Origin of the sequence: Streptomyces sp. G5(2025) (assembly GCF_049542075.1) — a bacterium.
GTDB lineage: Bacteria > Actinomycetota > Actinomycetes > Streptomycetales > Streptomycetaceae > Streptomyces.
On the sequence record NZ_JBMUZT010000006.1, the window covers coordinates 4,515,584 to 4,535,998 of the forward strand.

Annotated in this window: 21 protein-coding genes; 12 read left to right on the forward strand and 9 right to left on the reverse strand. The window is 71.4% G+C overall.

Annotated features, from left to right (window positions below; all coding sequences use genetic code 11):
• Positions 1-79 precede the first annotated feature (79 nt).
• The 3 genes from ACOBQB_RS31350 to ACOBQB_RS31360 are packed head-to-tail and all read left to right on the forward strand — an operon-like array spanning position 80 to position 3,148.
• Positions 80-1,537: a menaquinone biosynthesis decarboxylase gene (locus ACOBQB_RS31350; RefSeq protein WP_423596474.1), complete on the forward strand. Its 1,458-nt coding sequence runs from the start codon at positions 80-82 to the stop codon at positions 1,535-1,537.
• Positions 1,534-2,439, forward strand: a complete 906-nt coding sequence (gene mqnP / locus ACOBQB_RS31355) for a menaquinone biosynthesis prenyltransferase MqnP (RefSeq protein ID WP_423596476.1) — start codon at positions 1,534-1,536, stop codon at positions 2,437-2,439. The genes ACOBQB_RS31350 and mqnP overlap by 4 nt, the downstream gene beginning before the upstream one ends.
• Positions 2,440-2,464: 25 nt before the next feature.
• Complete coding sequence (locus ACOBQB_RS31360) at positions 2,465-3,148, forward strand: UbiX family flavin prenyltransferase (RefSeq protein ID WP_423596478.1); 684 nt, start codon at positions 2,465-2,467, stop codon at positions 3,146-3,148.
• A gap of 82 nt (positions 3,149-3,230) precedes the next feature.
• On the opposite strand, the gene ACOBQB_RS31365 is transcribed toward ACOBQB_RS31360, so the two are convergent.
• Positions 3,231-3,356 carry a hypothetical protein gene (locus tag ACOBQB_RS31365; protein ID WP_423596480.1) on the reverse strand — a complete coding sequence of 42 codons (126 nt, stop codon included), beginning with the start codon at positions 3,354-3,356 and terminating at the stop codon, positions 3,231-3,233.
• 140 nt (positions 3,357-3,496) lie between these two features.
• Here ACOBQB_RS31365 and ACOBQB_RS31370 point away from each other — a divergent pair, with 140 nt between their 5' ends.
• The 6 genes from ACOBQB_RS31370 to ACOBQB_RS31395 all read left to right on the forward strand — a co-directional run bounded on the left by ACOBQB_RS31370 (position 3,497) and on the right by ACOBQB_RS31395 (position 10,262).
• Positions 3,497-3,952 carry an Lrp/AsnC family transcriptional regulator gene (locus tag ACOBQB_RS31370; protein ID WP_205037122.1) on the forward strand — a complete coding sequence of 152 codons (456 nt, stop codon included), beginning with the start codon at positions 3,497-3,499 and terminating at the stop codon, positions 3,950-3,952.
• Positions 3,953-4,048: 96 nt separating this feature from the next.
• Complete coding sequence (mqnE, locus tag ACOBQB_RS31375) at positions 4,049-5,212, forward strand: aminofutalosine synthase MqnE (protein ID WP_423596482.1); 1,164 nt, start codon at positions 4,049-4,051, stop codon at positions 5,210-5,212.
• Positions 5,213-5,299: 87 nt separating this feature from the next.
• Positions 5,300-5,593: a DUF4229 domain-containing protein gene (locus tag ACOBQB_RS31380; RefSeq protein ID WP_423596484.1), complete on the forward strand. Its 294-nt coding sequence runs from the start codon at positions 5,300-5,302 to the stop codon at positions 5,591-5,593.
• A gap of 381 nt (positions 5,594-5,974) precedes the next feature.
• The gene (locus ACOBQB_RS31385) at positions 5,975-7,354 is read left to right on the forward strand and encodes a dicarboxylate/amino acid:cation symporter (RefSeq protein WP_423596486.1); all 1,380 of its coding nucleotides are present in this window, start codon (positions 5,975-5,977) and stop codon (positions 7,352-7,354) included.
• Positions 7,355-7,575: 221 nt separating this feature from the next.
• Positions 7,576-8,208, forward strand: coding sequence for a TetR/AcrR family transcriptional regulator (locus ACOBQB_RS31390; protein WP_423598882.1), 633 nt, complete (start codon positions 7,576-7,578; stop codon positions 8,206-8,208).
• Between the two features lie 557 nt (positions 8,209-8,765).
• On the forward strand, positions 8,766-10,262 hold the full coding sequence (locus tag ACOBQB_RS31395) for an alpha/beta hydrolase (protein WP_423598884.1): 1,497 nt from the start codon (positions 8,766-8,768) through the stop codon (positions 10,260-10,262).
• Here the strand turns inward: ACOBQB_RS31395 and ACOBQB_RS31400 are convergent, their stop codons facing one another.
• Positions 10,263-11,162, reverse strand: a complete 900-nt coding sequence (locus ACOBQB_RS31400; RefSeq protein WP_423596488.1) for a helix-turn-helix transcriptional regulator — start codon at positions 11,160-11,162, stop codon at positions 10,263-10,265.
• Positions 11,163-11,395: 233 nt separating this feature from the next.
• Between ACOBQB_RS31400 and ACOBQB_RS31405 the strand changes: the two genes are divergently transcribed.
• The gene (locus tag ACOBQB_RS31405; protein ID WP_423596490.1) at positions 11,396-12,805 is read left to right on the forward strand and encodes an MFS transporter; all 1,410 of its coding nucleotides are present in this window, start codon (positions 11,396-11,398) and stop codon (positions 12,803-12,805) included.
• An 11-nt stretch (positions 12,806-12,816) separates the two neighbouring features.
• On the opposite strand, the gene ACOBQB_RS31410 is transcribed toward ACOBQB_RS31405, so the two are convergent.
• Entirely contained in the window at positions 12,817-13,719 is a 903-nt protein-coding gene (locus tag ACOBQB_RS31410; protein WP_423596492.1) for an aminoglycoside phosphotransferase family protein, read from the reverse strand.
• A gap of 54 nt (positions 13,720-13,773) precedes the next feature.
• Positions 13,774-14,451, reverse strand: a complete 678-nt coding sequence (locus tag ACOBQB_RS31415) for a helix-turn-helix domain-containing protein (protein ID WP_423596494.1) — start codon at positions 14,449-14,451, stop codon at positions 13,774-13,776.
• 224 nt (positions 14,452-14,675) lie between these two features.
• Between ACOBQB_RS31415 and ACOBQB_RS31420 the strand changes: the two genes are divergently transcribed.
• Complete coding sequence (locus ACOBQB_RS31420) at positions 14,676-15,002, forward strand: ATP-binding protein (RefSeq protein WP_423596496.1); 327 nt, start codon at positions 14,676-14,678, stop codon at positions 15,000-15,002.
• An 84-nt stretch (positions 15,003-15,086) separates the two neighbouring features.
• Positions 15,087-16,151 carry a methyltransferase gene (locus ACOBQB_RS31425; RefSeq protein WP_423596498.1) on the forward strand — a complete coding sequence of 355 codons (1,065 nt, stop codon included), beginning with the start codon at positions 15,087-15,089 and terminating at the stop codon, positions 16,149-16,151.
• 10 nt (positions 16,152-16,161) lie between these two features.
• On the opposite strand, the gene ACOBQB_RS31430 is transcribed toward ACOBQB_RS31425, so the two are convergent.
• The 5 genes from ACOBQB_RS31430 to ACOBQB_RS31450 form a co-directional block, all read right to left on the reverse strand.
• Entirely contained in the window at positions 16,162-16,719 is a 558-nt protein-coding gene (locus tag ACOBQB_RS31430) for a TlpA family protein disulfide reductase (protein WP_423596500.1), read from the reverse strand.
• 2 nt (positions 16,720-16,721) lie between these two features.
• Positions 16,722-17,726 (reverse strand): molybdopterin-dependent oxidoreductase, encoded by a 1,005-nt coding sequence (locus ACOBQB_RS31435; protein WP_423596502.1) that lies wholly within the window; start codon positions 17,724-17,726, stop codon positions 16,722-16,724.
• Entirely contained in the window at positions 17,723-17,872 is a 150-nt protein-coding gene (locus ACOBQB_RS31440; protein ID WP_423596504.1) for a hypothetical protein, read from the reverse strand. The genes ACOBQB_RS31435 and ACOBQB_RS31440 overlap by 4 nt, the downstream gene beginning before the upstream one ends.
• A 145-nt stretch (positions 17,873-18,017) precedes the next feature.
• A complete protein-coding gene (locus tag ACOBQB_RS31445) occupies positions 18,018-19,178 on the reverse strand; it encodes a lipase family protein (RefSeq protein ID WP_423596506.1) in 1,161 nt (386 codons plus the stop codon).
• Between the two features lie 87 nt (positions 19,179-19,265).
• Positions 19,266-20,342, reverse strand: coding sequence for an AraC family transcriptional regulator (locus tag ACOBQB_RS31450; RefSeq protein ID WP_423596508.1), 1,077 nt, complete (start codon positions 20,340-20,342; stop codon positions 19,266-19,268).
• Positions 20,343-20,415: the final 73 nt, after the last annotated feature.

Sequence of the window (20,415 nt, forward strand, 5' to 3'; positions counted from 1 at the left end):
CCCCCAAGTGGCGACGGCGGGAGGCGTGCGAGCCCCCCGGTGACGGGGCCAGGGTAACCGGTGCCGGATACTGGAACGCATGGCTTACGACGATCTTCGCTCCCTGCTCCGCGCACTGGAGCGCGAGGGCGATCTCAAGCGCATCAAGGCCGAGGTCGACCCGTACCTGGAGGTCGGTGAGATCGTCGACCGGGTGCAGAAGTCCGGCGGTCCCGCGCTCCTCTTCGAGAACGTCAAGGGCTCGGCGATGCCCCTGGCGATGAACGTGTACGGGACGGACCGCCGCCTACTGAAGGCGCTCGGCCTGAAGTCGTACGGCGAGATCAGCGAGAAGATCGGCGGCCTGCTCAAGCCGGAGCTGCCGCACGGCTTCGTCGGGGTGCGCGAGGCGTTCGGCAAGCTCGGCGCGATGACGCACGTACCGCCGAAGAAGGTGAAGGCGGAGAACGCGCCCGTCCAGGAAGTGGTCCTCACCGGCGACGACGTGGACCTGGAGCGGCTGCCCGCGCTCTTCACCTGGCCCGAGGACGGCGGCTCCTTCTTCAACCTGGGCCTGACCCACACCAAGGACCCGGACACCGGGGTGCGCAACCTCGGCCTGTACCGCCTCCAGCGCCACGACAAGCGCACCATCGGCATGCACTGGCAGATCCACAAGGACAGCCGCAACCACTACCAGGTGGCCGCCCGCCGCGGCGAGAAGCTGCCCGTCGCGATCGCCTTCGGCTGCCCGCCGGCGGTCACGTACGCCTCCACGGCGCCGCTGCCCGGTGACATGGACGAGTACATGCTGGCCGGGTTCATCCAGGGCAAGCGGGTGGAGATGGTCGACTGCAAGACGGTCCCGCTCCGGGTGCCCGCGCACGCCGAGGTCGTCATCGAGGGCTGGCTGGAGCCGGGCGAGATGCTGCCCGAGGGCCCCTTCGGCGACCACACCGGCTTCTACACGCCGCAGGAACCGTTCCCCGCGCTGACGATCGACTGCGTGACGATGCGCAAGCGCCCGCTGCTCCAGTCGATCGTGGTCGGCCGCCCGCCGACGGAGGACGGCCCGCTCGGCCGCGCCACCGAGCGGTTCTTCCTGCCGCTGCTCAAGGTGATCGTGCCGGACATCGTCGACTACCACCTGCCGGAGTCGGGCGGCTTCCACAACTGCGCGATCGTCTCGATCGACAAGAAGTACCCGAAGCACGCGCAGAAGGTCATGCACGCCATCTGGGGCGCGCACATGATGTCGCTGACGAAGCTGATCGTGGTCGTGGACAAGGACTGCGACGTCCACGATCTGCACGAGGTGTCCTGGCGGGCGCTCGGCAACACCGACTACGCCCGCGACCTCACCGTCGTCGAAGGCCCGGTCGACCACCTCGACCACGCGTCCTACCAGCAGTTCTGGGGCGGCAAGGCGGGCATCGACGCCACGCGCAAGCTGCCCGAGGAGGGGTACACGCGGGACGGCGGCTGGCCGGAGATGGTCGTGTCCGACCCGGAGACCGCCTCGAAGGTGGACCGTCGCTGGAAGGAGTACGGACTGTGACCTCGGCCTCCGCCGCGCTGCCGCGGCAGCCGGGCAGGACCAAGGCGTTCCTGCGGCTCGTCATGATCGAGCACTCCGTGTTCGCGCTGCCCTTCGCCTACATCGCCGCGCTGACCGCGATGTTCCAGGTGGACGAGAACATCCACTGGGTGCGGCTGCTCCTCGTCACCGTCTGCATGGTGGGCCTGCGGACGTTCGCCATGGCGGCGAACCGGATCATCGACCGCGAGATCGACGCCCGCAACCCGCGCACCGCCCACCGCGAGCTGGTCACCGGCGCCGTGTCGGTGAAGTCCGCGTGGACGGGCGCGCTGATCGCGCTCGTCGTCTTCCTCGGCGCCGCCGCCCTGCTGAACCCGCTCTGCCTGGCGCTCGCGCCCGTCGCGGTGATCCCGATGGTGGTCTATCCCTACGGCAAGCGGTTCACGAACTTCCCGCAGGCGATCCTCGGCCTCGCCCAGGCGATGGGTCCGGTCGGCGCGTGGATCGCGGTCACCGGCGAGTGGTCGTGGCAGGCGGTCGTCCTCGGGCTCGCGGTCGGCGTCTGGATCGGCGGCTTCGACCTGATCTACGCCTGCCAGGACGTGGAGACGGACCGCGAGGTCGGCGTGAAGTCGGTGCCCGCGCGGTTCGGCATCCCGGCCGCCATCCGGGGCGCGCGCGGCTGCCACCTGGTGACCACGGCGCTCCTGGTCTGGTACGCCGCCGCCACCGGCGCGGACGTCTTCTTCTGGCTCGGCCTCGCGGTCGTGGCGGGCGCTTTCGTGTACGAGCACTCGATCGTGAAGCCGCATGACCTGTCCCGCCTGAACCGCGCCTTCTTCCAGGTGAACGGCTTCATCGGAATCGCCCTGTTCGCGTGCGCGCTGCTCGATCTGCTCGTACGCGGGCTCACCGTCTGAAACCTCCATGGGTAGGCTTCGCGGCGTGAACCCAGGAGATACGGAGCGTAAGCCTTGGATCGTGGGGGTGTCGGGCGCCTCCGGGACCCCGTACGCCGCCGCCGTGCTGCGCGCGCTGCTCGCGGCCGGACAGAGCGTGGACCTCGTCGTGTCGCGGGCCTCGCGGCTCACGCTGCTCGACGAGACGGGCATCTCTTTCCGGGACGCGCACTGGCGGGAGGACCTGCGGCAGTGGCTCGCGCGCGGCGCGGACGGGAAGCCGGACGCCTTCGACGTGCCGCCGGACGCCCTGGCCGACGTGCGGTACTGGGCGGCCGGTGATCTGGCGGCGGGCCCGTCCTCGGGGTCGTACGCGACGAAGGGGATGCTGATCGCGCCGGCGTCGACCGCGTGCGTGGCCGGAGTGGCGCTCGGCCTCTCGAAGGACCTGCTCCAGCGGACGGCGAGCGTGACGCTCAAGGAAGGCCGGCGGCTCGTGGTCTGCGTACGCGAGACACCGCTGAACGGGCAGACGCTGAAGCACCTGGTGAGCCTGGACGAGGCGGGCGCGATCGTGCTGCCCGCCTCTCCGGCGTTCTACGCGGGGGCGACGCACATCCAGGATCTGGTGGACTTCGTCGCCGGGCGGGTGCTGGACGCGGCGGGTGTGCCGCACGAGCTGTACCGCCGGTGGAAAGGGGAGCTGGGGGGCGCTTCCGGTGGCGGGTGAGCGCCCCGAAGGGGCGCGGGGAACTGCGCGAGCGACCACGACGAAGCCGCGGTCGGCGCCGATCCCCACCCCCGCGGCGGGACTACCGCTTCTTGGCGCCCCGAGCCTTCTTGGCGGCCCTGCGCGGCGCCGGAACATTCGCACGCGAGCGGTTGGCCAGGTCCTGAAGCTCGCGCATACGGGCGTAGGCCATCTCGATCGAGTACACGGGGTGTCTCACTCCTGAAGTCGAAGGATCGTCGTTGAACCGCTGAGATTGAGAAAGATTTGCGGGGTGTAAGCCCTGTTGCGCCTTAGATTCTACACATAGACTCGCGGTATCGCTGAATAATGAAAGGCATCGCACCTATGGACGCCGTGGACAGGCAGCTCATCCAGGCCCTGCGGGAGAACGGCCGCGCCTCGTACGCCGAACTGGGGCGGCTCGTCGGTCTCTCCGGGCCCAGCGTCACGGACCGGATCAACCGCCTCGAAGCGGCCGGTGTCATCACCGGCTACCGCGCGACCGTCGACTCCGCCTCGCTCGGCCTCGGCGTCACCGCCCTCATCGGCATCTCGCTCTCCGACGCCGCCGACCACGAGGATGTGGCGCGGCGCCTGAAGGACCTGCACGAGATCGAGGACTGCTGGTTCATCGCGGGCGACGACTCGTACATGCTCAAGATCAGGGCGAGCGACGTGGACGGCCTGGAGAAGACGATCCGCAGGCTCAGCGGCACGCGGGGGGTCTCCCGGACGCGTACGACGATCGTGCTCTCCACCAAGTGGGAGAACAGGGTCGGGGAGCTGCCCGAGGAGGAGTGAGCGGGGGCGGGGGCGTACGGTTGGCGGGAGTTTGCGGTAGGCCGCAGTAGGTCGTAGCAGTAGGTCGTAGGTCGCTGGAGAGGTAAGGGCGAGGGCATGGACGCAGGTCTCAAGCGCGAGCTGGAGCAGAAGGTCCGGGACGGTGAGCGACTGTCCCGCGAGGACGGCATCGCGCTCTACGAGTCGGACGACCTCGCCTGGCTCGGCGGCCTCGCCCACGAGGTGCGCACCCGCAAGAACGGCGACGTGGTCCACTTCAACGTCAACCGCCACCTCAACATGACGAACGTCTGCACCGCGTCGTGCGCGTACTGCTCCTTCCAGCGCAAGCCGGGCGAGAAGGACGCGTACACGATGCGCATCGAGGAGGCCGTCCGCCTCGCCAAGGCGATGGAGGGCGAGAACCTCACCGAGCTGCACATCGTCAACGGCCTGCACCCGAACCTGCCGTGGCGCTACTACCCGCGTTCGCTGAGCGAGCTGAAGAAGGCGCTGCCGAACGTCTCTCTGAAGGCCTTCACGGCCACGGAGATCCACCACTTCGAGACGATCTCGGGCCTCTCGGCCTCGGAGATCCTCGACGAGCTGATCGAGGCCGGTCTGGAGTCGCTGACCGGCGGCGGCGCGGAGATCTTCGACTGGGAGGTGCGGCAGCACATCGTCGACCACCGCACCCACTGGGAGGACTGGTCGCGCATCCACCGCCTCGCGCACGAGAAGGGTCTGAAGACCCCGTGCACGATGCTGTACGGCCACATCGAGGAGCCGCGCCACCGCGTGGACCACGTGCTGCGCCTGCGGGAGCTCCAGGACGAGACCGGCGGCTTCCAGGTCTTCATCCCGCTGCGCTACCAGCACGACTTCGTGGACATGAAGGACGGCAAGGTCAGGAACCGCCTCCAGGCGCGGACCACGATGGCGTCCGGTGCCGAGGCCCTGAAGACCTTCGCGGTCTCGCGGCTGCTGTTCGACAACGTCCCGCACGTCAAGGTCTTCTGGGTCATGCACGGCCTGCACACCACGCAGCTCGCGCTCCAGCACGGCGCCGACGACATGGACGGCTCGGTCGTCGAGTACAAGATCACGCACGACGCGGACAACTTCGGTACGCCGAACAAGCTGACCCGCGAGGACCTGCTCGACCTGATCCGCGAGGCAGGCTTCCGCCCGGTCGAGCGGAACACGCGCTACGAGGCGATCCGCGAGTACGACGGTCCCGACCCGATGCTGCGGGAGACGCCGCAGGCGATGCGGGTCTGACCCCCTTGCCGGGCGCGGGTCCCTCCATGCTTCACTGGAGAGGCTCGTCCAGCTCGGGCCCATTTCGGAACGGAAGAGTGGATTGACATGCTCCGCTACACGCTGATGCGCCTCGGGGTCTTCGTGGGTTGCTTCCTGGCCGTCTGGGGCCTCGTCTACTCCGGGATGCTGCCGCGCGGCCTCGGCGACTCCAACCTGCTGTGGGTCCTGCTGCTCGCGCTGGTCGTCTCGGCCCCCATCAGCTTCGTGGTGCTGCGCAAGGAGCGCGACCGCGCCTCGGCCGACGTCGTCGCGCGCGTGGACCGCGCCAAGGCCGGCCTGGACGCGAACCGCACCCAGGAGGACACCGCGGACGACCTGGCGCGCGCCCAGCGGTCGTAACCTCCGTCACACTCTCCTCGGACCCCGGTCCGGAGCCATCACGCTCCGGGCCGGGGTTTCGTGCGTTCCGCAGGCTCGGGCGGGGCTCGGGCGGGGCTCGGGCGCCGCTTCGGTCCGGGCATTACCTCAAACAAGGCCTTTGATGTTCTCAAAGTGCGAGTGTTAACGTGTTCGACATGGAGACAGCAGCAGCGCACCGCCACGCCATGAGCGTCCCGCTCGTGGCGCGCCTGCATGTCGATCTCTGCCGCTGCATGTCCGCGGCCTGTCACGTCTGAACCGTGACCCCCGATGCAGCGGCGCCGCTGACCCTTCGCGGTCGCCGCTCCCGTACGTCCCCCTCCCTGATCTCCCCCTGATTTCCCTCACCGGAGTGTGTCCGTGTCCGCGAATTCCGCGCCGTCCGCCGACCAGGCGGGCCAGAGCCGACAGCCCGAGCCGAGCTTCCGGATATCCGAGTTCCTCAAGATCCCCTTCTGGGCGCAGATCCTCCTCGGTCTGGCCCTCGGTGTCCTGCTCGGCTGGATCGCCCGCAGCCAGGACGTTTCCTGGCTCGTCACCACCCTGGACAAGGTCGGCAGCACCTTCATCGGACTGCTGAAGCTGGCCGTCGCCCCGCTCGTCTTCTTCGCGATCCTGGTGTCCATCACCAACCTGCGGAAGGTCAACAACGCCGCGCGCCTGGCCAGCCGCACCCTGCTGTGGTTCATGATCACCTCGCTGATCGCGGTGGCCATCGGCCTCACCATCGGCCTGCTGACCAACCCCGGCTCCGGCACCGGCCTCACCCCGAAGGACGGCAAGGCCCCCGAAGACGCCGGTTCCTGGATCGACTTCCTGACCGGGATCATCCCGACGGACGTCATCACGCCGTTCACCCAGCTCAACGTCCTCCAGATCGTCTTCATGGCCGCCGTCGCCGGTGTCGCCGTACTGAAGATCGGCGACAAGGCCCAGCCGATCCTGGAGCTGAGCGAGTCCGTCCTCGCGCTCCTCCAGAAGGCCCTGTGGTGGGTCATCAAGCTCTCCCCGATCGGCACCGTCGGCCTCATCGGCTTCGCTATCGCGGACTACGGCTGGAACCTCATCAGCAAGTACGCGACGTTCACCGCGGACATCTACGTCGGCTGCGCCCTGGTGCTGTTCGGCGTCTACCCGCTGCTGCTCGCCTTCGTCGCCAAGGTCAACCCCGTCCAGTTCTTCAAGGGCGCCTGGCCCGCGATCCAGCTGGCCTTCGTCTCCCGCTCCTCCGTCGGCACCATGCCGGTCACCCAGAAGGTCACCGAGCGGCTCGGCGTCCCGAAGGAGTACACGTCCTTCGCGGTGCCGTTCGGCGCCACGACGAAGATGGACGGCTGCGCCGCCATCTACCCGTCGATCGCCGCGATCTTCGTCGCGCAGATCTTCGACGTGAACCTCGGCATCAAGGAGTACCTGCTCATCGCCTTCGTGTCGGTGGTGGGTTCGGCGGCGACGGCCGGCCTGACCGGCGCCACCGTCATGCTGACGCTGACGCTGTCGACGCTCGGGCTGCCGATGGAGGGCGTGGGTCTGCTCCTCGCCATCGACCCCGTGCTGGACATGATGCGCACCGCCACGAACGTGGCCGGGCAGGCGCTGGTGCCGGTGATCGTCGCCGCCCGCGAGAACATCCTCGACCGGGAGGCGTACGAGAGTGCTTCGGCGTCGCCGCTCGATGACTTCGACGCGGTGGAGGACGCGGTGCCGGGGTCGCGGTCTTCGGTGCCCGCGACTGCCTGAGCGGCGCGGCCACGCGCCTTCGGCGCCTTCGGCGCCTTCAACGAGAGATCCCTGCCCCGGAGTTGATCCGGGGCAGGGATCTTTGGTGTTCGGGGGAGGCGGAGTGGTCCGGTAATCGTGGGGGTTTCTCCGGTGACCGTACGCTGAGCCGTGAACGGGCGGCGGCGAGCGGGAGAAGGCGGGGGTCGGTCGGGGTGGGCGAGAAGCGGCGGCAGAAGCGGATGCCGCGGGCCGTGCGTGAGCAGCAGATGCTGGACGCGGCGGTGCGGATCTTCGGGCAGCGGGGGTACCGGGCCGCGTCCATGGACGAGATCGCGGAGCTCGCGGGGGTCTCGAAGCCGCTGGTGTACCTGTATCTGAACTCCAAGGAGGAGCTGTTCGGCGCGTGCATCCGGCGGGAGGCCGCCGCGCTCGTCGGCGCGGTGCGGGGCGGGGTGCGGGGCGGGGTGAGCGGCGCCGCGGGGGAGTCTGCCGAGCGGCAGCTGTGGGACGGGCTGCGGGCGTTCTTCGCGCACACGGCTGAGCGGCCGGACGGGTGGGCGGTGCTGCACGGGCAGGCACGGACGCAGGGGGAGCCGTTCGCGGCGGAGGTCGCGGCGATGCGGGCGGAGGTGCTGGCGTTCGTGACGTCGCTGATCGTGGCGGCGGCGCGGGAGGCCCATGGGGATCCGGCGCTGCCGGAGCGGGAGGTCGCGGGGCTGGCGGCGGCGCTGGTGGGGGCGGCGGAGTCGCTGGCGGACTGGGCCGACGCGGACGCGTCGGTCTCCGCCAAGGAGGCGGCGACGACCCTCATGAACTTTGCCTGGGCCGGGCTCGGGGGGCTGTTGGAGGGGCGGACCTGGGATTCGGCTTAGGCCGCCTTCGCCGTGCCCGTCTCGTACGGGCGCCCCGGGGCTCCCGTGGGGCGGGGCCCCGGGGGTATGTCCGTGCTCGCCATCTTGGCGCCGGACCCCGGGTGCTCATCGGCTGGGGACACACCACCACTGTGCTCCGCGCGCACATACCCCCGGGTCCCCTCCGGTGCGCTCGCGGCTGCGGGTGGGTGGGGGCCCCTCGGGTGTGCTTGCGGCTGCGGGTGGGTGGGGGCCCCTCGGGTGTGCTTGCGGCTGCGGGTGTGTGGGGGGTGTCTCCCGGGGGTGCGCTTGCGGCTGTGGGTGTGGGTGGGTGGGGTGTCCCCCGGGGTGGGCTTGCGGCTGTGGGGGTGTGGGGGGTGTTCCTTGGGTGTGCTCGTGGCTGCGGGGTGTGGGCGCGTGTCTCCACCAGGGTGTGGCGTGCGAGAGGCGGAGGGGCGTGAGGGACCTTAGGGTGGGCCGAGGGGGAGACCCCTGGGAGGTTGGTTGTCGTGCGGGGAACGTGCGCAGTCGCCGGTATAGCCGTGCTGGCCGTCGTGGGAGCGGGCGTGCCGGGCCTGATGTCGGGTGCCGCCGCCGACCGGCGAGGGTCGCCCGACCTGTCGCGCTACTACACGCAGAAGATCAAATGGGACGCCTGCGAGGGCGAGACCGAGGCCATGGCGGAAGCCACCGGGAACGCCAAGGACGTGCGGTGCGGGAAGGTGCGCGTACCGATCGACTACGCCGACCCCCGTGGCGGGGACGTCGAGGTCGCCATGATCCGGATGAAGTCCAGCGCGAGCGGTGAGCCGCGTGGGTCGTTGTTGTTGAACTTCGGCGGGCCCGGTGGGCCCGGCGTCTCCGCGCTCGCCGGGTCGCAGAAGGAGTTCGGCTTCCTCAGCAAGGACTACGACATCGTCTCCTTCGACCCGCGCGGGGTCGGCCAGTCCGACCCCGTCAGCTGCGGTGACCTGGGAACCGACCCGCTGGACAGTGGTCTCGGCGGCCAGTCCCCCGGTGCCGTCCTCGCCGAGCTGCGCAAGGCCGCCAAGGTGTGTGAGGACAAGTCCGGGCCCGTTCTGCCCCACATGGGGACCGTGAACGTGTCGCGTGACTTGGATGTCATGCGGAAGGCCCTCGGGGACAAGAAGCTCAACTATTTGGGATTCTCGTACGGGACGCGCCTCGGTGCCGTCTATGCCGCCCAGTTCCCGAACAAGGTCGGGCGGATGGTCCTCGACGGCGTGGACACGCTCACCGAGCCCGTCGCCGAGCAGTCCCTCGCGACCGCCGAAGGACGGCAGACGGCCCTCGACAACTTCCTGGAGTGGTGCACGGGCAACCCCGGTTGTGTCTTCGGCACCGACGCGCGGGCCGCGCGGGACGGCATGGTGAAGCTCATCCAGGACATGGACGAGATGCCGTTGCGGTCCATGGAGGGCGAGGAGTTCACCGGGCAGGACGTCGTCGGCGTCCTCAGTCAGGCCCTCTACAGCAGGCAGGCCTGGCCCGCGCTGTCACAGGCGCTCGGCGCGCTGCTCGCGGACGGGGACCCCCGGGCGCTGATACGGATGAGCGGTGGCCTCGCGGGAGGTGTGGGCGGTCCCCGTGAAGACGTGCCCATGGACAACATGTCCGCTGCCCTGATGGCCGTGAACTGCGCCGACGACCCCGACCGGCCCGACGCCGCGCGCATAGAGAAGGAAGTGGGCAAGCTCCGCGAGGAGTTCGATGAGGCGTCGCCCGTCTTCGGCAAGTCGATGCTGATGCCGGTGCTGCTGTGCTTCGGACGTCCCGCCGGGACCGACTTCATCCGTGAGCGCGTACGGGACGTGAAGACGCCGAAGCTGCTGCTCGTCGGCACGCGCGGCGACCCCGCGACGCCCTACCGCTGGACGGAGGAGACCGCGCGGCGGCTCGGCTCCCAGGCCGTCGTCCTGGACAACAAGGGGGACGGGCACACCGGTTACCTGGGCTCCACGTGTGTGCACGACAAGGTGAACGGTTTTCTGTTGTACGGGGAGACGCCCAAGAGCGGGACTTCGTGTCCGGTCGATCCGCGGGCCCAGGAGTGATCAGGCCTTGGCTGTTCCTTCAGCCGGTGTGAGCGCCAGCATGGCCTTCTCGTCCGGGGTGCCCGGCTTGGCCTGGTAGACCACCATGCGCTGGCCGCCGGTCCTCGCCGGCTTCATCACCTCGTACGTGAGAGTCATCGCGCCGACCTGCGGGTGGGCGAAGGACTTGGTGCCGCCGCCGCGCTCGCGTACGTCGTAGCGCTCCCAGATGCGGGCGAACTCCGGTGATTTGAGGAGGAGTTCGCCGACCAGGTTCGTCAGGCGGGGCGAGTCCGGGTCCGTACCGCCGACCGCGCGCAGGTGGGCGACGGATGTGGCGACCGTCTCCTCCCACGGCTGGTAGAGCGTGCGGCCCACCGGGTGCAGGAAGAGGTAGCGGGTGACGTTGCGCTGCTCGGCGGGCCAGTCCCACAGGCCGGGCAGCAGCGCCTTGGCGGGGGCGTTGGCGGCCAGCATGTAGCTGTGCCTGTCGGTGATGTACGCGGGCAGCGGGGCGAGCGCGTCCAGCATGCGCAGGGTGGACTCGCGGACCGCGTCGTCGGCCGTGGGGTGCGGTTCCGTCAGGCGGCCCGAGGCCAGCTCGGCCAGTTCGTGCAGGCGCTCGTGGGCGTCGCCCGTCAGCCGCAGGGCGCGGGCCAGCGCGTCGATGACGGCGGGGGAGGGGTTCGTCTCCCGGCCGCGCTCCATGCGCGTGTAGTAGTCGACGCTCACCCCGGCGAGGGTCGCCAGCTCCTCGCGGCGCAGGCCGGGCGTGCGGCGCAGTCCGGTGCCCGCCGGGAGGCCCGCTTCGGCGGGGGTCACGCGGGCGCGGCGGGCGCGGAGGTATCTGCCCAGTTCGGTGCCGGTGCCGGTGCCGGTGGCCGGTGTGGCTGTGGCGCCTCGCGGTGTGCTGTCCGTCATCCGTCCATTGTCCTCGGTGCGCCGCGGCCGTGGGGGGCCGTGTCAGGGCCAGGAACGCGGCGGTCTGCCGCGCCGGCCGCGCGGGGCGCAGAGTGAGTGGCGTCGCGGGCGGCACGGCCACCGGGGCCCAGGGGGCGCGTCGCCGCCGGGCCGCGGCCCCGGCGACCGTCGGCCGCCCGCGCTCACGTCACGTCCCCGTACGCCCCGCAGAGGGCCCCCACCGTAGGAGCACGATGTCCGTCACGCTCAAGCCCGCCCCGGGCCCCATACGTACGGAGGCCGGGCCCTCCGCGGCTTCTTCCCCCGCGGGGTCACCCGCCGCCCTGCTCGCGTCCCTGCTCGGCTTCACCGTCATCACCATCGACGTCACCGCCGTGAACATCGCGCTGCCCGACATCCGCGCCTCCCTGCACGGCGGCATGGCGGGCCTCCAGTGGGTCGTCGACGCGTACACACTCATGTTCGCCGCGCTGATGCTCTCCGCGGGGGCGCTCGCCGACCGGGCGGGGGCGCGGCGGGCGTACGCCTGGGGCGTGGGGCTCTTCACCGCCGCCTCGCTGGCCTGCGCTCTCGCGCCCGGCATCGGCTCGCTGATCGCGGCCCGCGTCGCGCAGGGCGGGGCCGCCGCCATCGTGATGCCCGCCTCGCTCGCCCTGATCCGCCAGGCGTACGACGATCCGCGCCGCCGGGCCCGCGCCATCGCGCTGTGGACGGTGGGCGGCTCGGCGGCCGTCGCGGTCGGGCCGGTGCTCGGCGGCATCCTGACGGAGACCGCCGGGTGGCGCGCGGTCTTCCTCCTCAACCTGCCGGTGGGTGCGGTGATCCTGGCGCTCCTGGCCCGCACCGCCCGCTCGCCCCGCCGCCCGGCGCCGCTCGACCTCGCGGGGCAGGTGAGTGCCGTACTGGCCCTCGCCGGGCTCGCGTTCGCCGTCATCGAGGGCGGGCACCTGGGGTGGACGCACCCGTCCGTCCTCGCCGCGGCCGCCGTGGCCGTCGGCTCCGCGTACGCCTTCTATGGCGCCGAGAAGCGGCACCGCGCGCCCATGGTCCCGCTGGGGATGCTGCGGCAGCGGCAGGTGTCGGTGGCCCTCGCGGTCGGTTTCGCGGTCAACGCCGGGTTCTACGGCGTGACCTTCCTCCTCGGCCTCTACTACCAGCAGCTGCGCGGCATGTCGGGTGTCACGGCGGGTCTGATGTTCGTGCCGATGGCCGCCTTCGTCACCGGTACGAACCTGGTCTCGCCCCGTCTCGCCGAGCGCGTCGGCCGCCGCCGGGTCGTCGTCATCGGGCAGGCGGTCCTGGCCCTCGCCATGTTCGCCCTGCTGCCGCTGGCACCGCACACCCCGCTGTGGCTCGTCCTGGTGCTGCTCATCCCGACCGGCATCGGCGGCGCGCTCGCCGTCCCCGCGCTCACCGCGCAACTCATCGACAGCGTTCCCGGCGAACGCGCGGGCACGGCCTCCGGGCTCCTCAACTCGCTGCGCCAGACGGGCGGCGCGCTGTCCGTCGCCCTCTTCGGCGCCCTCCTCGCGGGTTCCGGTGACGCGTTCTCCCTGCCGGGCATGCGCGTCGGGCTCCTGGTGGCGGGGCTCACCCTGTGCGCCACCACCGCTCTCGCCGCGTGGCTGCTGCCCAGGGACTGACCCGGCCACCGTCAGCCGTCCGCCACCACCCGGCCCAGCGCGGCCCGGCCCGCATGACCCCACGTGGTCTTGCCGCCGGGCAGGCCGCGTTCACCGGCGCGGCCGATGCCGATCAGGGCGAGGCTGTGCAGGATCGCCCGCCCCCGGGCGCGGCGGACCGCCGCGTCGTCGGCGTGCGCGTACGCCGCGAAGAACCGTGCCGCCGCGCCGTCCGGCAGCAGCATCCACGCCGCCGCGAGGTCGATGGCCGGGTCGCCCGCGCACAGCTCGCCGAAGTCCAGCACCCCGGAGAGGGCGCCGTCCGTGATGACGACGTTGGCCGGGTGCAGGTCGCAGTGGAGCCACACGGGCGGCCCCTGCGGGCCCGGCGCCGCCACCGCGTCCTCCCACACGGCCCGTACACCGGGCGGTACGTCGTCGGCGACCTCCCGCACCTGCCGCTCGAACACCTCGGTGAGCGTGTCCAGCGGCGCGGTCCGGCCCGGATTCGACGGGGCGTCCCCGGGCGCCGGCTCGTGCAGCTCACGCAGGAAGTCCGCGAGGGTGTCGGCCGCGCGGGCGCCCTGCGCGGGGGTGAGCGGCGTACGGTCCGCGGGTACGCCCTTGAGCCACTTCACGATGGTCCACGGCTGGGGGAAGAGGTCCGAGGGTTCACCGAGGCGCAGGGGCGTCGGCACGGGCAGCGGCAGCCGCACGGCCAGCCCCGGCAGCCACCGGTGCTCTTTGCGGATCAAGGTGGGGGCGCGGTCCGTACGGGGCAGCCGCAGCGCCAACTCGCCGCCGAGCCGCCAGAGTTCGTTGTCCCAGCCTCTGACCGGCGGGCGGATGTCAAGGTCCGCGAGGTCGGGGTGCTGGTCCTTGAGGAGGGCGTGGATCAGCGAGGCGTCGGGGGTGTGGTCGTGGTTGCTTTGCATGTCAGGCCGTGGCGGCGTAGGCGAGGAAGTGGGACCAGGCTAGTTCCGAGGCGCTCATCGCTCTCCCAGCATTTTCTCGATCAGGGCTACCGACTTCCGTGGGTTGAGAGCCAGCCCTCGCATGCTCCCATAGCGGTCGGCGATCAACCGGACCTCCTCAGGGTCGGTGACCAGTCGAGGGTGTCCTTGCGCCTCCGTATACGCCACCTGCTGACGGCCTTTGGGGGTCACGAGGTTGAATGCGCTGTCCAGGTTCGGGTGCTCTTCGCTGTTGGTCGGCAGGACGTAGAGGTCCGCGTTGCGCTTGCTGCCGACACGCACCAGGTGCTCCAACTGACGCCGGTGCACAGCCTGGCCGCCGATCGGGCGCTGTAGTACGCCCTCCTCCAGTACGTGGGTGAAAGCCGGGGAGGGCCAGCGCTCGAAGATCTGCTGACGAGCCAGGCGGTCCATCGCCCTCTTCTCGATGATCTCCTCGCTGAGGAGCGGACGCCGCGCGCCCAGCACCGCGTCCACCCGGATCAGGAGATCCGGCTGCGGCGTCCGCACTCCCCGCTCGATCGCCGAGGGCAGCGCCTCCCCGCAGTGCGCCGCCTTGCCCAGCTCCCGCCGGCTCATCCCCGCGTGCTCGCGCAGCACCTTGATCTGCTTGCCCAGGGCGCTGAAAAGGTGCGCCGTGCCGTCTGCCTGGGAAGGCCGCTCCGGGCGTTCCTCGTGGTCCCTCATCGCCATGCCCCGTACCGCCTTCGCGTGGTCACGGTCGACGCCTCATACAGCCAAGCTGTCGCGCTCATACACGTACCCGGCGTCGTGGTGTCGCTCCTGGGCAGCGTAGAACCGACCCGCCACGCTCAGTGACATGAATCCACAAATCTCCACCCCCACGGGAGAGTTCAGCGCGTTCCGGCAGCTGCTGAGCGCCACCCCAGAGGCGCCCCCTCGCCCGGCGGCTGGCCGTGCACCAGCTGGACGTCTGGGGGTTCCCGCACGGCAGCGACGTGTCCGACGCGGTCGCGCACATCGTCGCCGAGCTCGCGGCGAACGCCATCACGCACGGCCATGTCGACGGACGGGACTTCGAGCTGCGCCTCGCCCGGCGGGAGCCGAACACACTCCGTGTCGAGGTCGCCGACGCGCGGGGCGACCGGCTGCCCCGCCGCCAACCCGGTGAGGGAGACGTCGAGTCGGGGCGCGGGCTGTGCCCGGCCGAGGCGCTGGCCACCGCGTGGGGTGTCACCGAGCGCCAGGTCGGCAAGGCTGTTTGGGCCGAGCTGAAGGTCTGACCGTGGAACTTTCGTCCAAGACGGAGCCCGCCGGAGTCGGTGACGGTGGTGCGGCCCGCCGAACAACCGTAGAAGCAGGGGAGGATGCCACCCGTGAGTGACACCGCAGACATGGCCGACCGCGACCTCATCGTCCGGATCGCGTTCGGAAGCATGGCCGCGCAGACGTTGCGCGCGGCGGTCCGTTTGAGGGTCGTCGAGCTGATCGGGGACGGGCGCCGCACGGCCGCCGACGTCGCCGCCGAGGCGGGGGCCGAGCCGCAGCCCATGACGCGGCTGCTGCGGGCCCTGGCCGGCCTGGGCCTGGTGCGGGAGCACACGCCCGGCACCTTCTCCGTGACGCCCGCCGGGACGCTCCTGGACTCCCGCCGGGCCGACTCGCTCACCTCGTTCGCGCGGATGTTCACCGATCCGGCGCTGACGCGTGCCTGGGAGCACCTGGAAGGCAGTGTCCGTACCGGGAACATCGCTTTCGACGGCGTGTTCGGCACGGACTTCTTCAGCCACCTGGCCCGGCACCCGGAGCTGTCGGCGGAGTTCAACGCGGCGATGAGCCAGGCCGCGGGGGAGGCCGCCGCCGCGCTGCCCCGCGCGTACGACTTCGGCCGGTTCACGGCGGTCGCCGACGTGGGCGGCGGTGACGGCACGCTGCTGGCGGGGGTGCTCGCCGCGTACCCGGCGCTGAGCGGTGTCCTCTACGACACGGCCGAGGGGCTCGCCCAGGCCCCGGAGACGCTCCGGCGGCACGGGCTCACCGACCGCTGCTCCGTGGTCGCCGGGGACTTCTTCCACTCGGTGCCGAAGGGCGCGGACGCCTACCTGGTGAAGAGCATCCTGCACGACTGGACCGATGACCAGGCGGTCACGATCCTCGGCCACTGCCGCGAGGTGCTGCCGCCCGGCGGCCGCGTCCTGATCCTGGAGCCCGTGCTCCCCGAAGTCGTCGACCCCGGGCCGGAACCGGGCCTGACCGAGGCCGCGCTGACCTACCTGAGCGACCTCAACATGCTCGTGAACGTCGGTGGCCGCGAGCGCACCCGCCAGGACTTCGAGGACGTCTGCCACCGCGCGGGCCTGCGCGTCACCGCCGTCACACCGCTGACGGAGGCCGCGCCGTTCTCCGTCATCGAGGCCGTGCCCGCGTCATGACCCGGACGGCTCACTCCTTCGTCAGCGGCGTCACGATGGACCTCACCTTCGACTCGCTGATGGGGCCGATGTATGACGCGGCTACGCGGCCCTCGCGGTCGAAGAAGAGAGTGAAGGGATAAGTCGAAGGGTTGGCGAGGCCCTCGGGCATCTGGAGCAGTTTGCGGCCCGAAGGGTCGTACAGGCTCGGGTAGGACAGTTTCTTGTCCTGCTCGAAGGAGCGGGCGTTGGCCACGGAGGCGTCCACATTCATGCCCACCACGGCGACGCCCTTGCTCTTCAGGTCCTTGTTCACCTGGGAGAGGCCGGGGGCCTCTACGCGGCAGGGACCGCACCAGGACGCCCACGCGTTGACCACGACGACCTTGTCCCGGTACGAGGCGAGGTCGATCTTCTTGCCGTCCACCGTCTCGCCCGACCATGCCGGGGCCTGCTTCCGGTCGGCGGGGGCGTAGGACTTCAGAGGGCCGACACGTTTCCCCTCGTCCCCGGAGGTACCCGGGGAACAGCCGCACGCAAGGGTCAGCAGGGAGACGGCGGCGGCCGCGCGAACCGCGAGTTTTTTCATGATCAGCCCCTCTGCCAGGAGGGAGGAACCGCCGCGCCCTTGACCGTGAACGACACCTCATGGACGGAGTTCCGCGCCCCCGGCGGCGGCTGCACGCGCCCCGCGGCGTCCGTGGCCCTGGCGCGGACCGTGTGGGGGCCCGGGGCGAGGGTGCGGCGCAGGGAGAAGCCCTGCCAGGTCGGGTCGGCGCCCAGGGCGTCGAGGGTGGCGGGTTCCCAGGGGCCGCCGTCCACGGAGAGGTCGACGCGGACGACCACCGTGGTGCTCCAGGCGCGGCCCCGGAAACCCACTGACGGGTGGGGAAGTCGGGCGTCCGGCGCCGGTGTCAGCAGCTTGCTGTTGACGTCCACCTCGCGCACCGGCTGCGGGGTGTCGGTGCCCGGCGACGTACGCGTGTAGAAGGTGGTCGTGAACATGTGTTCCGGGCGCTCGTCCGTCAGGACGATCCGTGTCAGCCACTTCACGGAGTTCGTGCCGAACATGCGGGGGACCACGGCGCGCAGCGGGAAGCCGTGCCGGGAGCGCAGGGGTTCGCCGTTCATGCGGTGGGCCAGGAACACCTGGCGGCGCGCGGTCTCCAGGGGGAGGTCCTTGACGTACGACAGGCCGTCCACGCCGTCGAAGGAGCCGGTGTCCGCGCCCTCGAAGACGGCGTGCCGGGCGGCGGGCAGGGGGGCCGCGCGGTCCAGGAGGGCGGCGAGGGGGAAGCCCGTCCACTCGATGTTCGCCACCGCGCGCGTCGGCACGTCGGGGCGCGACGGGCTGCCGAAGCACTCGTGGACCGCCGTGAGCTGCCGGGCGGGCAGGGCCAGGAGCGCGGGCAGGTCCAGGCGCAGGGGCCGCTCGACCAGGCCCTCGACGGTCAGCGTCCAGGCGTCGGCGTCGATCTCCGGGATGCCCAGGTGCGTGCGTACGAAGAGGTTGCCGACCGGCGTGACGAAGTCGGGGCCGGGCGCGGGGTCGGCGTGCGAGGGGTCCTCGGGCGGGGGCGTCAGCGGCGTGGTCATCGGGCGGCCGGCTCCGGCGGGCGGGCGCCGTCCGGTGTGGCCGCCGGGTCCGCCGGCTGCCCCAGCGGCGCCGCGTCGGACGACTTCATCGCCAGGACGAACAGGGCCAGCATGGCCAGGGTCAGTGCGGTGGGTGCCAGGAGCACGGTGAGAATTCCCCCCGGGTTCTCGAAGTCCTGCGGACGAACCTCAAGATCCTATGGGGGGCGGGGCGGAGCTGCCCACTCCTTTTCCGGCGTGCGTGTCGGCGGCTCCCGGGAGACGGAAGCCGCCGCAACGCCCTTGGTATGTCTAGCAGTTGCCGCGTGGCGCCTTGCCCGCGAAACGGTCCGCCAGCCACTGTGCCGCCAGCGGTGACTGCGTGATGACGCCGCTGACGTGCTCACCGAGCGGAATGGTGTGCCACTCCACGTCCGCGCCCCGTGCGCACCAGTCCCGGCGGACCTGCTTGCCCACGCCGTAGGGGATCAGTTCGTCGGCGAGCGCGTGGTAGAGGTACACGGGCGCGTCCGGTTTCACCGTGCCGACCTGTGACTCCCGCAGCCGCTGCTGCCAGTCGGGCTCGTCGAGCGGGTTCTTCGTGGTCATCGAGTCGATCGTCTTGAAGGAGCCGAGCACCGCGCCGTCCGCCACGCAGGAGTTCTTCATGGCGCCGACGAGCGCCTTGCCGACCGGGTTCAGGTAGGCATCCAGCCTCAGTTCGGGGAACGCCGCGTTCTGGCCGAGCGCCGCCATGAAGATCAGGCCGGAGCCGTACGAACCGTCGTTGAAGTCCGCCACCTTCATCAGGTCGCCGGGCACGCCACCGGTCGCCGTGCCCTTGACGTCGAGTTCGGGTGCGTACGAACCGTGCAGTTCGGCCGCCCACGAGGAGGCCTGGCCGCCCTGCGAGTAGCCCATGATGCCGACCGGGGTGTCCTCGCCGAGGCCCGCCTCGGGGAGGCGGATCGCGGCGCGGGCCGCGTCGAGCATCGCCTGACCGGCGGAGCGGCCCACCGTGTAGGTGTGGTCGCCGGGGGTGCCGAGGCCCTCGTAATCCGTGACGGCCACCGCCCAGCCGCGCAGGGTGAGCTGCTGGATGAGGTTGGCTTCGAGGGCGGTCCCCCTCGGGAGGTTGGCGCTGGGCGCGCAGTGGTCGCCGACACCGACCGTCCCCACGGCGTATGTGATCAGGGGGCGCGGGGCCTTCCTGCCGTCCTGCGGCACGATGACCGTGCCGGACACGGTGGTGGGGTCGCCCTTGGCCGTGGTCGAGCGGTAGTGCACCTTCCATGCCTTGGTGTTCGTCGGCTGGCCCGGCAGGGGATGGAAGGCGCTCGGCTCGGAGCGCACGACGTCGCCGGGGGCGGCCGGGCCGCGCTCCTCGGCGTGGGCGGCGCCGAGCGGGACGACGGCCGACAGGCCGAGGGCGGCCACCACGGCCCACGCCCGGCAGCTGGTGCGTATGTGCATGCGGCTCTCCCAACGGTACGCAGAGGCTGGGAACTTGGACGTATGACGGTAGTGACCGGCGAGTAAGGAGAGGGCTGACCGAGACGCTCAGCTTCGTTGACCCCGGCTCGCAGGCACCGTGCCGCGGTACGCACCCGGCGTCGTGCCGCGGTACGCACCCGGTGTCGTGCCGCGGTACGCGCCCGGTGTCGTCCCCGTCCAGCGGCGGAACGCCCGGTGGAAGGCCGTGTCCTCGGAGAAGCCGAGCCGCGCCGCGAGGTCGGCGATCGGCTCGCCGCCCTCCGCGAGACCCGCGATCGCCGCGTCCCGCCGCACCGCGTCCTTCAGCCGCTGGTACGACGTGGACTCCTCGGCGAGGCGGCGGCGCAGCGTCGCCGGGCTCACCGCGAGCCGCGCCGCGATCTCGCCGAGCGAGGGCAGGCGGGGCGAGGAGCGCAGGGACCGCGTGAGGGCGCGGCCCACCTGTTCGGCGACCGTCGTGCGGTACTCGTGGCGGCTGAGCAGCTCGAAGGGCGCGCGGCGCAGCATCTCGTCGAGCGCCGCCTCGTCCCTGACCAGCGGCGCGTCCAGCCAGTGCGCGGGGAACCCGGCGCCGGTGCGCTCCGCGCCGAACCGCACGGGGCAGCCGAACAGCACCTCGTACTCGTCCTTGTGCGGGGGCGGCGGGTGCCGGAACTCGGCCCAGCACAGCGGGATGCGGCGGCCGACGAGCCAGCTGCACAGGCGGTGCCAGATGATGACCAGGCACTCGGCGAGGAAGTAGTCCTGTTCGAGGTCGCTGCGGACGCCGAACACGGCTTCCGCTTCCGCGTCGCGGCGTTCCAGGGCGAGGTCGGGGCCGCCGGGGAACAGCCCGTAGAAGGTGACGCCGCGCCGCACCGCCGCCCCGAGGTCGGGGCAGCCCAGCGCGGCGTGGCACATCATGGCGAAGGTGCCCGGCCTGCTGACGGTGGAGCCGAGGCCGAGGAACTCGTCCTGCGTGGCGCGGTACAGCTCCCGGAAGAGCCGCGCGAACTGCGGGGCCGTGACGCGCGCCCGGTCGTCGCCGAGGAGCAGCGGCGGGATCTGGGCGTCCCGCAGCAGCGGCACGGTGTCCAGGCCATGCCGCTGCGCGCCGCGCAGCACGGCCCGCACATGGTGCACGGTGATCGTCCGCCTGGCCATGTACACGACGTTAGCGCCCGCCGCGCTGAGCGCCCAGGCCGGCGCCGCTGACGTTTCGGGTCATCCCGTGCGC